Genomic DNA, 12,795 nt, shown 5'->3' with positions numbered 1-12,795 from the left:
ATTACTCATCCGGCAGCAGCTTCCAGCGCGGATCGTCGGTGGGTAATGCCACAAGCGGTTGCGCCACAGCCAGCGTGATCTCATTGGACGAGACGCGCTTGCCATCATTATCTTCTACCACCACCGAAAGCCGCCAACGGTTGCTCGCGCCTTCCCTGTCATCCCAGGCAGGCATAATCACGCTCCAGCCGTCTTCGCTGGCATTGTTGGCCGGCGATGTCAGACTCAGCGCCTGCGTATCTCCCTGCCAGTGCAACTGGCGAATCCCGTGCTTACTGCGGATCTGCAGCTTAAGCATCACGGTTTCGCCCCCTTTAAGATCCCACGGCGGTGTCGCCAGGTAGACGGACAACGTTTTGCTCTGGCGGAACTCCATCACCGGCAGGTTATCCCGCTCTGGCGAATCATAGCGACTGCCGCGCAGAGAACGGGTGGCGGCGACTTCACTGGCAGAAAGTTGCTTCACCAGCGGCACGCCAAAGCGGTAGTTGAGTTTGAGGCCAAGATTATTCTGGCTCACCCCACTCTCCCCTTGCTTATGCCCGGCGGTGAGGGTCACCAGCGGAACGGGGGTATAATTCAGCCCCAGATTGACCGCCACCGGGTTGTGATAACCGGTACCGCTGTTGAACAGGTCAACGTTATCACCAAAATATTGCTCAAAGCTGACGCTGGTATTCAGGTGATGGAACCACGGCAGCCACGCTTTAGCGGTCACGTCGTACCCCCGGGCCATGCGCTGCTCCTGAATGTCAGAGCGATCGCGCCAGCCGGCAAAGGGCTGATAATAGTTCGCAGACAGACGCAGGTTCTCGCCCCACACTTCCGCACCTAACCCGGCACGCTGCAGGTTTTCATCCAGCAGGTTGTCGTAAAAGGTGTTGTAGCCGAGCAACCATTTTCCGGCAACCCAGCGCTGCCCAATGCCGGCATTGCTCACCAGACCGTCAGTCTGCTGCGTCAGGCCAAGCTGGCTCCAGCTCAGATAACGGTTGTTATCGTTCCACGGAATAAACCAGCTGCCGCTGCTGCCGTTAAATTTGCCGTCGTCATCCACCAGCAAGTTCACGCTGGCGTTCCCCCACGGCGAAAGCCAGGATTCAATATGCTGGTTCACTTCGCCGCTCACCGCGTCACGCACCTTGCCAAAGGCAAACTGACGCGCCTGCTCGCCTGTCGTCAGGCCGTTATCGGTCATACTGGCTTCGCCAAACGCTTTCACCATTTCTGCCAGATGTTTTTCGCCCTCGGTCGTGGGCGCCGCCATGCCGAGATCGGGCAGATTATCCCCGTTGTTATCAAAGGGGTTCTGTGCCTGTTGCACAAAGGAATTCGGCGCACCGTGAACGGCTCCGACCGGAATGAGGGGGAGTAAAGCAAGCAAACGAAGATGAGATGAAACAGCCATTAACGTCGTAAGAAATACCCGATGCTTACGTGAGAACACCGGGTACCTTACCGTTATTCCTCACGTTTTGCAGCCTTAAGAGGAATTTTCCGGAATATCCTGAAACATTGTTTTTAGTTCAGGCACACAGGAGCCGCAGTTCGTTCCGCAGCGCAGCCTGGCACCCAGCGCCGCGACGGAATCACACCCTCCCCCAATCGCCTCGCGTATGACGGTTTCCCCCACGCTGAAACAGCTGCAGATGATCCGGCCCGGATCGACACTGTCCCCGGTTCCCTGTCCATTCAACAACGCGTGGCGCTCAGCAAGCGTCACGGGAGGTGAACGAAACGCGGCTTCAATTACCGCGTGCGCCAGTGTCGGTAACGCAGTGCCTTCCCAGAACCCGAGCATCAATTGTCCGTCATGCCAGGCCAGCACGCTGCTGCGCTCGCTGGTCTGCGCGACCTGCAGCTGCCAGCCCCGTTCACTGGCGTACTGCATAACCCACGCCAGCAACGGCTTATCCCCCGCCACCGTCAGACGTGAGACTTTACGCCACCAGCAGACAGAGGGGGGAAGCTCCGGCAGTTCACGGGCATAAAGCTCACCCTGCCAGCCCGGCTGCCAGGGCATAATCCTGACGGCCGTCTGTTTACTCTCGGGCTGACCGGACAGCGGGTCACAGCGCCCCTCCACCAGCGCATTCACCTTCCCCTGGCGGGCAAACTGGGCATTCCAGTGCATTGGCACAAACAGCTCACCTTCTCGCTGCCCGTCAGTGATACGCACTTTTGCCAGCATCACCCCACGCGGAGAACTGATGCGCGCCAGCTGTCCGTCGCACAGTGAGAAGCGCATGGCATCGGCGGCGCCGATCTCAACACACGGCTCAGCACTATGCTGCATCAGTTTCGGGACGTACCCCGTCCGGGTCATGGTGTGCCACTGATCGCGGATACGCCCGGTATTGAGAATCAGCGGGTATAGCGCGTTTATTGCCGCACCGTGTGGCTGAGGCTCTACCGGCACAATTTCCCGGCGCGCAAAGGCCCCCGCTGGCCACTGATAAGGCTCAAGCCGGTCCCATTCCTCACGGGTAAGTGACGCCAGTTCATGAAGGTTAAACGCCCGCGCGCCGTCATTTTCAAAGGCCGAGAGCGCTGCATGCTCACAAAAAATTTGCTGCGGATGTTCCCAGGCGAAGGCTTCACCATAGCCCAGCGCCTGTGCCACCCGGGCGATGACCCACCAGTCCGGTTTGGTCTCTCCCGGCGTCGGCAGAAAGGCGCGCTGGCGCGAAATACGCCGCTCGGAATTGGTTACCGTACCGTCTTTCTCCCCCCACGCCTGCACCGGGAAGCGGATATGGGCATAGCGGCTGGTGTCGGTCTCCTGCATCACCTCGGAGACAATCACCAGCGGGCAATGTTCCAGCGCCTGGCACACCGCGTGGCTGTCCGGCAGCGAGACGGCAGGATTGGTGCCCATGATCCACACCGCTTTTACTTCGCCGCGGGCGATCGCATCAAACAACTCCACCGCCATCAGGCCCGGCGTCTGGGCCAGTCTTTCCGTACCCCAGAAACGCGCCACCCGCGAAAGAGACTCCGGCTCGAAATTCATGTGAGCGGCAAGCTGGTTCGCCAGCCCCCCCACCTCCCGCCCCCCCATCGCGTTAGGCTGCCCGGTCAGCGAAAACGGTCCGCAGCCCTGACGGGCGAATTTTCCGCTGGCCAGATGGACGTTGATGATGGCATTACACTTGTCGCTGCCGCTTGAGGACTGATTAATGCCCATGGTGTAGAGCGTGATGGCCCGCGGCGCAGTCACAAACCAGTCGTAGAAGGTCCCCACGTCCTCGGTTGATAGGCCACAAAACTCAGCCACCCGGGCGATGGGCCACGCGTCGGTTCCCTGAATCAGATTGAGTAAACCGACAAACAGCCCGGCGTCACTGCCGGGCGTAAGTGCCAGATGCAGGTCAGCGATATCACAGGTGGCCGTTTTGCGTGGGTCGATGACCACAACTTTCATCGCAGGGTTGTTCTGGCGCGCCTGTACCAGCCGCTGATACAGCACCGGATGGGTCCATGCCGCATTCGACCCGACCAGCACCACCAGATCGCTGTTTTCCACATCCTCATAGCTGCACGGCACCACATCTTCACCAAACGCGCGCTTGTAGCCTGTCACCGCGGACGACATACAGAGCCGCGAGTTGGTATCAATGTTTGCCGCACCGATAAACCCTTTCATCAGCTTATTGGCGGCGTAATAGTCTTCGGTCAGCAGCTGGCCGGAGGCGTAAAACGCCACCGCCTGCGGTCCCCAGGTGTCGATGATGGTCTGCAGCCGTTCACCAGCCGCCGCCAGCGCCCGGGACCATTCCACCTCCTGCCCGTCGACCATCGGGTGCAGCAGTCGCCCCTGCAGACCGGTCGTTTCGCCTAATGCCGAGCCTTTAACGCACAGGCGTCCAAAACTGGCGGGATGGCGTTCATCTCCGCGCACGGTAACTTTCTCACCCTCTACCGTTGCGATCACGCCGCAGCCCACCCCGCAGTAAGGGCACGTCGTTCGGGTTTCATTCATGACGCCTCCGCACGCAAGATCTGCGCGTCGTTCCCGACCCACACCCGACCGTTTTCTATTTTCACCGGCCAGGCGCGCACCGCAGGTTCCCCGTTATCGACCTGACAGCCGTCGCGCAGACGGATACGCTGCTTATAGATCGGAGAGATGACCACCGGCTCGCCGGCAGCATCGCCGAGAATACCGCGTGAAAGCACGTTTGCTGTGCTGCCCGGCTCGAGGTCGTCGAGGGCATAGACAGATTGACCAAAGCGGAAAAGCGCAATCGGTTTTCGCCCCAGCCGGGCGCCGATCCCCGCCTGCTCAGGGATCTCATCGATAGCGCAGACCGCTTGCCAGCGTTTATTCTCCTCCACCGGCTGACGGTTCACTTCGGTACGGAACAACGCCAGACGGCTCGGATCGTTAAGCGTGGTCTGCCATTCACACTGGTAGGTTTCCACCACGCGGGCCATCTCCTGTTCCAGCTCGTGCGCAATGCCCAGGCTGTCGTGAAGAATCACCTCGCGCAGGTAGTCGATCCCCCCTTCCAGATTGTCCATCCACGTACTGGTACGCTGCAGGCGATCCGCCGTGCGGATGTAGAACATCAGGAAGCGGTCGACGGTGCGGATCAGCGTCTCGTCATCCAGATCGCTGGCAAAGAGATCCGCATGGCGCGGTTTCATGCCGCCGTTACCGCAGAGATAAAGGTTCCAGCCTTTGTCGGTCGCAATGACGCCCACGTCCTTGCTCTGAGCCTCCGCACATTCACGGGTACAACCGGACACGGCCATTTTAATTTTGTGCGGCGCGCGTAAGCCTTTATAGCGGTGCTCAAGCGTGACCGCGAGACGCGTGGAATCTTGCACGCCATAGCGGCACCAGGTCGACCCGACGCAGGATTTCACCGTGCGCAGGGATTTACCGTATGCGTGACCGGTCTCAAATCCGGCCTCCACCAGCGCCTGCCAGATCGCCGGCAGCTGGTCGAGCGTGGCGCCAAAGAGGTCGATACGCTGTCCGCCCGTGATTTTGCTGTACAGCTGGTAGCGTTTGGCGATCTGGCCGATAGCTATCAAGCCGTCGGCCGACACTTCCCCTGCAGGCATCCGGGGCACGATGGAGTACGTCCCGTCTTTCTGAATATTGGCAAAATAACGGTCGTTGGTGTCCTGTAGCGGTAGATGTGCCGGTTTCAGCAGGTACTCATTCCAGCAGGAGGCGAGCACTGACCCCACCAGCGGTTTACAGATTTCGCAACCGTGCCCCTGCCCGTAACGGCTGATAAGCTGGTCGAAGGTACGAATATGATTGACGCGCACCAGGTGATAGATTTCCTGACGCGACCACGGGAAGTGTTCGCAGATGTCCTTTTTCACCTCCACGCCCTGCTCCGCAAGCTGGTACTCCATCACCTGTTTCACCAGCGCGCTGCATCCTCCGCAACCGGTCGCGGCTTTGGTGCACTGTTTTATGGCTCCAATATCCGCGGCACCGGCACTTACCGCCTGGCAGATATCACCTTTGCTGACGTTATGGCAGGAGCAGATCTGCGCACTGTCAGGCAGTGCCGCCACGCCGAGGGCTTTTGGCGCGCTCCCGGCGAAGGAAGGTAAAATCAGCGTTTCAGGCTCTTTGGGCAACGCTATGCCGTTGAGCATCATCTGCACCAGGGTCGCATATTCGCTGGCATCCCCCACCAGTACACCGCCCAACAGGGTTTTATTGTCCTCACTGACCACGATCTTTTTATAGATTTGCTGCGGACCATGCGTCCATTGATAGCTAAGCGCGCCGGGTGTTCTTCCATGGGCATCGCCAAACGAGGCCACATCTACCCCCAGCAGCTTCAGTTTGGTGCTCATGTCAGCCCCGGTAAAGGCGCTCGCCTCTCCAGCCAGCGTGGCCGATGCCACCCGCGCCATCTGATAACCCGGGGCGACCAGACCAAAAATTTTACCCTCCCACAGCGCACATTCACCGATAGCGAACACGTCTTTATCGGAAGTCTGGCACTGGTTATCAATGCAAATCCCGCCGCGCTCTCCGGTCGCCAGGCCACTGCTGCGCCCCAGTGCATCCTGCGGGCGAATACCTGCAGAGAAGACCACGATGTCAGTTTCCAGCTGTTCACCGTCCGCAAAGCGCATCACCAGCCCGCCGTTCGCAGAGACGATGTCGGTGGTGGATTTGCTGGTGTGAACGCCCACGCCAAGCGCTTCGATTTTTTTGCGCAGCATGGCCGCGCCGTCGTTGTCGAGTTGTACCGCCATCAGGTGTGGCGCAAACTCCACTACATGCGTTTCCAGGCCCAGCTGTTTCAGGGCATTCGCGGCTTCCAGTCCCAGCAGGCCACCGCCAATGACCACCCCGCGACGGGATTGCTTTGCCTGCGCGGCGATGTTATCCAGGTCGTCCAGCGTACGGTAAACAAAGCAGCCCGGCAGCGTGCTGCCCGGTACCGGAGGCACAAACGGGTACGAGCCGGTCGCCAGCACCAGTTTGTCCCAGTGGGTTTCATGCCCACTGGCGGTACGCACGACGTGTGCGTCGCGATCGATACTCACAATTTGCTGCGAGAGGCGAAGCTCAATGCCGTGTTCAGCAAAGAAATCACCGTCCACCAGTGAGAGCGATTCTGCGCTTCGTCCGCCAAAATACTCTGACAAATGCACACGATCGTAGGCGGCATAGCGCTCTTCGCCAAAAACGATAATCTGGTACTGCCGGTGCAGATTGCGCTTCACACAGTCTTCGAGAAAATGATGGCCGACCATACCGTGTCCAACCACCACCAGCGTAGGTTTTGTCATAGCGTTTTGTCCTGCAACCTGCGGTTGCGTAATGAATCGATTGAACAGCCAGTCCGCGTGGGCGGGCGCAGCCGTTGCCAGTAAATCGGTGAATGTTGCCGCACTGCGGCAATCCCCCATCAGCAGCACGCCAGCAAGCGCACCGCAATGCAGTAACAAACGGCGATAGTGACGGGTCAGCGGATCCCAGGCGCTCCAGACCACATCGTCCGGCAGAACCTCTGCTCGCCCGGCGCTGAACAGCTCCACACCGGGCACTTTGAGGCGCATGCCGCTGTCGGTCAGGGCAAATGGCGTGCTAGCCTCCCCAGCCAGCCGGGCGGCGAGGATATCTGCCTGCGCCAGGCAAGGTGCGACCAGGCCGAACGTCTGGCCGTCGATTTCGCAGCACTCACCGATGGCGCTGATCGCCGGGACTGAGGTCTGCATCTGGTGGTTAACCACAATGCCGCGGACACAGTGAATGCCGCTGGCTTTTGCCAGTGCGACATTAGGCTGCACGCCGGTCGCCAGCACCACGCGAGAGGCGTTAATCTTGCGTCCGTTGTGTAACGTCACGGCATCCGCCGCAATGGCGGTCATTCCCGATGACAGTTCGCAGCGAACGCCGCGCTCCGCCAGCGCCTCTTCAAGCAAAACGCCTGCCTGGCGATCGAGCTGCTGTTCCATCAGCCAGGCACCACGATGCACCAGCGTGACGTTGTCACAAGACCGGGCCAGTGCCGCAGCGACCTCGACGCCGAGCACCCCACCGCCCAGCACTACAGCTGGCCCCGGGTTCTCCTGAATCGCGCGGATATCGGCCAGCGTACGAAAGGTGAAGACATGCGGAGCGTCACCGCCCGGAATGGGGGGTACAAAAGGCGTCGACCCGGTGGCAAAGACCAGTTCGTCCCAGGCCAGCGTGGTTGCTGTGGTACGGACCTCGCGTTTCTCAACATCCACGGAGAGCACCTTTTCGCCTCGTCGTACCGTCACACCCCGTGCGTGATACCAGGCGTCATCCTGCAGGCGGATCTGCTGCGCCTGTTTTTCCCCGCCCAGTACCGGCGAGAGCATGATGCGGTTGTAAGCGTGTTCCGACTCCTCGCCAAACACGGTGATCGTAAAGCGACCGGGCGCACGCTCGGTCAGCGAGGCAATCAGCCGTGTTGCGGCCATCCCATTACCGATAACGATCAGTCGCATTACCGCCTCCGTTACGCCGCTTTAGGCTGTTTTTCATAGAGGAAATGGAGGATCTGCTGACGCATATGGTGATAACGGTTATCGTCCGCCAGTTGAACCCGATTGCGCGGGCGAGGCAGGTCAACGTGCAGCACCTCGCCGACGGTGGCCGCCGGGCCGTTAGTCATCATCAGTACCCGGTCAGAGAGCAGCACGGCCTCGTCCACATCGTGGGTGATAAGCACGATGGTGGTGTTCAGCGCCTGCTGGATTTGCATCACCGAGTCCTGCAGGTGCGCGCGCGTGAGCGCATCCAGCGCGCCAAACGGTTCATCCATCAGCAGGACCTTCGGCTTCATCGCCAGCGCACGGGCAATGCCAACGCGCTGTTTCATGCCGCCGGAGATTTCCGAAGGCCGTTTGTGCAGGGCATGCCCCATCTGGACGCGATCGAGGTTGTGTTCAATCCACTCCTTGCGCTCCGCCTTGTTCATGGTGCGGCGAAAGACCTGATCCACCGCCAGCGCAACGTTGTCGAAGCAGGTGAGCCACGGCAGCAGAGAATGGTTCTGAAACACCACCGCACGCTCCGGTCCTGGCCCGGCGATTTCGCGGTTATCGCAAATCAGCCCACCTTCGGTCGGCAGGGTGATCCCGGCAATCAGGTTGAGCAACGTCGATTTGCCGCACCCGGAGTGGCCAATCAGGCTCACGGTTTCGCCTTCGTGAATATCAAAAGAGACGTTCTGCAGCGCCAGAAACTCGCCGCTGGCGGTAGAAAAACGCTGGCTCACGGCCTGGACCTGAATTAATGGTTTCATCTTCGCTCCTTATTTTTCCTGCCAGCTAAAGCGACGGGCGATCAGCATCAGCCCCTGCTCCAGCAGCAACCCGACCACGCCAATGATGACGATGGCGATGAGAATGTTTTCGACGTTGAGGTTGTTCCACTCATTCCAGATCCAGAAGCCGATCCCCAGCCCACCGGTGAGCATCTCGGCGGCGACAATGACCAGCCAGGCGATGCCAATAGATAGGCGAACCCCGGTCAGCACCGCGGGCAGCACGGCCGGGAAGAGGATCCGCCGCATGATGGTCCACTCGGAGAGCTGCAGCACGCGGGCAACGTTAAGGTAATCCTGCGGAATACGACGTACCCCTTCGGCGGTGTTAATCACCATTGGCCATATTGAGCAGATAAAAATGGTCCAGCTGGAGGCGGGCTCCGCTTTCTGGAACAGCAGCAGGCCGATAGGCAGCCAGGCTAAAGGACTGACCGGGCGTAACAGTGCAATCAATGGGCTGAACATGCGCGAGCAAAAGGTGAAGCGACCGATCAGGAAACCGAGCGGGATCCCCGCGAGCGCCGCCAGACCAAAGCCCACCGCCACGCGCTGCAGCGAAGCGAGCACGTTCCAGCCGATACCCATATCGTTTGGCCCGTCGCGGTAAAACGGGTCAGCGAAGAGCGTTAATGCGGAATCCAGCGTGCTGAGCGGCGTCGGGAACCCTTTGCTGTTGATCGCGGCCAGCTGCCAGAGCAACACCAGTAACCCGAGCCCCAGCAGCGCCGGGATCACGCGCTGCAGAAGGTCATTCATCCGTCGCGTGAACGTCGGTGCGCGGCGGCGAACCTGCACCGGAGGGAGGGTAATCACTTCCCCGCTCGCCGGCGTCTCGTCTTTCGATTTCGTGCTGTGCAGATGCTGCATAATCAGGCCCCTTTACGGTGAATAGCGAAGCGGTTGGCGTAACCGTCCGGATCGGTACCGTTCCAGACGGTACCGTCCATCAGGGTGCTGCTGCGATATGATGATGACGGGATGGATATGCCTCGCACCGCCGTGGCGGCATCCTGCCAGACCGAGGTCTGGTTAATGCGCTGCGCGATGGCGGCATAATCCGGCGCCGATTTGAGCAAGCCCCAGCGGCGGAACTGGGTTAAAAACCACATCCCGTCGGAGAGGTACGGATAGCTGACGGCGCCCTCGTTGAAGAAACGGATCGGATGCGCATCCTGCCAGCGCTGGCCAAGCCCGTTGTCGTACTCTCCCAGCATCCGTCCGGTGAGATACTGCTCTTTGGTGTTCAGCCACGCCCGGCGAGCGAGGATTTGGGCGGTCTCACGTTTGTTGTCTGGTGATGCATCGATCCAGCGTGCGGCTTCCAGTACCGCACTCACCAGCGCCCGCGCGGTGTTCGGGTTTTTCTCCACCCAGTCGCGGCGTGTGCCAAGAATTTTTTCCGGATGATCGGCCCAGATCGACTGGGACGTTGCGGCGGTAAACCCGATGCGGTCGTTAATGGCGCGCGCATTCCACGGCTCACCAACGCAAAAGCCGACCATGTTGCCAATCCGCATGTTCATCACCATTTGCGGCGGCGGCACAACCACGGTCCGGACGTCATCGAACGGATTAATGCCCGCGCTGGCCAGCCAGTAGTACAACCACATCGCATGCGTACCGGTCGGGAAAGTGTGTGCGAAGGTGTAAGTGCCGGGTACCTGCTGCCCAATCAGCGTTTTCAGCCCGTCGAGATCGCGAACGCCCTTCTCTGCCAGATCGCTGGAGAGCGTGATGGCCTGACCGTTCTGGTTCAGGGTCATCAGGTTTGCCATCTGCTGTGGCTTACCGGCAAGCCCCAGCTCCAGCCCGTACAGCAGGCCGTAAAGAATGTGGGCGGCGTCCAGTTCGCCGGCCACCAGCTTATCGCGCACGGCTGCCCAGCTTGCCTCTTTGGTTGGCACGATGGTGATGCCATATTTTTTATCAAACCCCTTCAGCGCCGCGATAACCACCGGCGCGCAGTCGGTTAACGGTATAAACCCGATGCGCACCGTCTCCTGCTCCGGTTTATCCGAGCCTGCCGCCCACGCGGCCTGCATGATGCCCGGTAACAACATGGCGCCGCTCGCCAGCATGCTGGCCTGTAAAAACCGCCGTCTCGACAAATCCGCCATGACCACTCCTGAAAAAAAGACAAAAAAAAGCGCCCACCCGTGCCAAAGCACCGCTGGACGCCTTTATCCCGAAGACAGATGCACCGCCGTTGGCACACCGTCAAAAATGGTTAATCAGATAATGCAAAGGGAATGCCAGGTTTTACTGCCCTGTTTTCCGGGCGTTTACCGGGATTTCTCCACGACCGCGCACCTCAATCAGGCACTAAATGCCCACTGATTGTGCAGCTACTCCTTAGGGGTTACCTGCCACAAGCTCTTCACGGTGAGCAGCGCACGGGCGATATCCACCATGCGCTGGTTTTTGTCCATCGCCATTTTACGCAGCGCCGTCCATGCCTGTTCCTCACTCATCTTTTGATGGGTCATCAGTACGCTTTTCGCTTTATCGATGGTTTTGCGCTCTTCGAGCGTATCGCGCAGTGACGCAAGCTGACGGGAAAGCTGTTCTATCTCGCGCGCCTGCTGGCGAACCAGGGTTAACAAGGGCTTATCGGGGTAAGAGGCCAGCGGATCGTCCTGTTCCTCAGCCGGGAGCGTGTAGTCCTCCTGTCGATGGATACGTTCGTCCACCGCGATCATCAGATCGGCGATAACCATCTCCTCCAGGGTGCGCAGATGCTCAAGGCGTGCCGTTTGCAGAGCAAACCAGGCCAGTGCGGTATGGCCATTGTCAGCGGCTGGCTGGCGGGTACAGGCCACGCGCCTCAGTTGCTCCGTCTCACGGTCAGGCTGGCAATTCTGGGAAAAGGTGGTTTGCACATCCGCCGTGCTGTGGGTCATGAAAATCTCGAAGCAGGCCTGCTGTCCGTCAATCCGGTCCACCAGCCGCTGACGGATGCCATCGTCAAAATAGCCCTGCGTGAAGCCAATGGCGCCCAGCGCCCGCTCTTGTCCCGCCAGCTCTTTACCCTGCATCAGGCTATAAAGCGCGACAAAACGGCCTGCGATTTGCGGATCGTCAATGCTGTCATTAAGCTGCGGTACGATACTGAGCAGATGACGCAGGATGCGACAATAGTGATCCATCGCCTGCGGGGCCGTGATGGTTTGCTGAATAACGCCGTCACGAAGGGCTGACAGGTTATCCAGACTGAGCAGCGCGGCGGCTATACGTTCGCACACGCCGCTGCCCTGGAACGGGGAGTGATTATCCAGAACGTCATAAAGCGTAGTGAGGTTTTCATTCACCAGCGCCCGGCTCGCTTTGCATTCGGCAGCGTACAGCTTACCCTGTGAGCAGAGCCAGACGTTAGAGGCTCCACGCTCGCACTGCAGCATATGCACCAGCAGACTGATGGCGTTAACCAGCACGCCAAGCTGTGCCAGCCTGCTCAGTTGCTCCCGGCGCATCGACCTTGCACGCTGGAGCCATTCGGTCGCACCTGGCGAAATGCCAGCCATAAATGTCATGCTTACTCTCCCGGACAGCGAAACCCCGGATAGCTAAGCAATATTCGTGCCTTTTAAAAGAACAGGAGTCAACATGCAGAAGATTGTTATCGTCGCCAACGGTGCGGCTTACGGCAGCGAATCCCTTTTTAACAGCCTGCGTCTGGCGATCGCGCTACGTGATAAAGAGAGTGAACTGGAGTTACGGCTCTTTTTAATGTCGGATGCGGTCACCGCCGGGCTGAAGGGACAAAAACCGGCAGAAGGCTACAACATCCAGCAGATGCTGGAGATCCTGACCGCGCAAAACGTTCCGGTCAAACTGTGCAAGACCTGCACCGACGGGCGCGGCATCACCGGATTGCCGCTGATTGAAGGTGTGGAAATCGGCACGCTCGTTGAACTGGCCGAGTGGACTCTGCGCGCCGATAAAGTATTAACTTTTTAATAATAAACCCGTAAAAATATTATTTTCTTATGGACGCGGTTTCAGCATC

8 protein-coding genes are annotated in these 12,795 nt (G+C 59.4%); 1 reads left to right on the top strand and 7 read right to left on the bottom strand.

Translation table 11 applies throughout. The features are described 5' to 3' along the window. Position 1: 1 nt before the first annotated feature. The 7 genes from QE396_RS04145 to nasR form a co-directional block, all read right to left on the bottom strand. The gene (locus tag QE396_RS04145; RefSeq protein ID WP_047366386.1) at positions 2–1,408 is read right to left on the bottom strand and encodes a YchO/YchP family invasin; all 1,407 of its coding nucleotides are present in this window, start codon (positions 1,406–1,408) and stop codon (positions 2–4) included. A gap of 75 nt (positions 1,409–1,483) precedes the next feature. Next, the gene (locus tag QE396_RS04140; RefSeq protein ID WP_047366385.1) at positions 1,484–3,982 is read right to left on the bottom strand and encodes a nitrate reductase; all 2,499 of its coding nucleotides are present in this window, start codon (positions 3,980–3,982) and stop codon (positions 1,484–1,486) included. Further along, positions 3,979–7,965, bottom strand: coding sequence for a nitrite reductase large subunit NirB (nirB, locus tag QE396_RS04135; protein WP_020882357.1), 3,987 nt, complete (start codon positions 7,963–7,965; stop codon positions 3,979–3,981). Before nirB ends, QE396_RS04140 begins: the two co-directional genes overlap by 4 nt. A gap of 11 nt (positions 7,966–7,976) precedes the next feature. Then, positions 7,977–8,765 (bottom strand): ABC transporter ATP-binding protein, encoded by a 789-nt coding sequence (locus QE396_RS04130; protein WP_020882356.1) that lies wholly within the window; start codon positions 8,763–8,765, stop codon positions 7,977–7,979. A 9-nt stretch (positions 8,766–8,774) separates the two neighbouring features. After that, positions 8,775–9,656, bottom strand: coding sequence for a nitrate ABC transporter permease (gene ntrB, locus QE396_RS04125; protein ID WP_014170482.1), 882 nt, complete (start codon positions 9,654–9,656; stop codon positions 8,775–8,777). A 2-nt stretch (positions 9,657–9,658) separates the two neighbouring features. Further along, complete coding sequence (locus QE396_RS04120) at positions 9,659–10,906, bottom strand: CmpA/NrtA family ABC transporter substrate-binding protein (RefSeq protein WP_020882355.1); 1,248 nt, start codon at positions 10,904–10,906, stop codon at positions 9,659–9,661. A gap of 228 nt (positions 10,907–11,134) precedes the next feature. Further along, entirely contained in the window at positions 11,135–12,319 is a 1,185-nt protein-coding gene (nasR, locus tag QE396_RS04115) for a nitrate regulatory protein NasR (protein ID WP_020882354.1), read from the bottom strand. Positions 12,320–12,392: 73 nt separating this feature from the next. On the opposite strand from nasR, the gene QE396_RS04110 reads away from it, so the two are divergent. Continuing rightward, positions 12,393–12,746: a DsrE/DsrF/TusD sulfur relay family protein gene (locus QE396_RS04110; protein ID WP_020882353.1), complete on the top strand. Its 354-nt coding sequence runs from the start codon at positions 12,393–12,395 to the stop codon at positions 12,744–12,746. Positions 12,747–12,795: the final 49 nt, after the last annotated feature.

This window comes from Enterobacter sp. SORGH_AS_0287 (assembly GCF_031453695.1).
Lineage (GTDB): Bacteria > Pseudomonadota > Gammaproteobacteria > Enterobacterales > Enterobacteriaceae > Enterobacter > Enterobacter ludwigii.
The sequence above is the reverse complement of the archived record's forward strand: the minus strand, read 5'-3'. Positions and strand labels throughout refer to the sequence as shown.

Bases quoted from the DNA above. Each gene is read 5' to 3' on its own strand.
- QE396_RS04145 (WP_047366386.1), bottom strand. From the start codon at position 1,408: ATGGCTGTTTCATCTCATCTTCGTTTGCTTGCTTTACTCCCCCTCATT.
- QE396_RS04140 (WP_047366385.1), bottom strand. From the start codon at position 3,982: ATGAATGAAACCCGAACGACGTGCCCTTACTGCGGGGTGGGCTGCGGC.
- nirB (WP_020882357.1), bottom strand. From the start codon at position 7,965: ATGCGACTGATCGTTATCGGTAATGGGATGGCCGCAACACGGCTGATT.
- QE396_RS04130 (WP_020882356.1), bottom strand. From the start codon at position 8,765: ATGAAACCATTAATTCAGGTCCAGGCCGTGAGCCAGCGTTTTTCTACC.
- ntrB (WP_014170482.1), bottom strand. From the start codon at position 9,656: ATGCAGCATCTGCACAGCACGAAATCGAAAGACGAGACGCCGGCGAGC.
- QE396_RS04120 (WP_020882355.1), bottom strand. From the start codon at position 10,906: ATGGCGGATTTGTCGAGACGGCGGTTTTTACAGGCCAGCATGCTGGCG.
- nasR (WP_020882354.1), bottom strand. From the start codon at position 12,319: ATGACATTTATGGCTGGCATTTCGCCAGGTGCGACCGAATGGCTCCAG.
- QE396_RS04110 (WP_020882353.1), top strand. From the start codon at position 12,393: ATGCAGAAGATTGTTATCGTCGCCAACGGTGCGGCTTACGGCAGCGAA.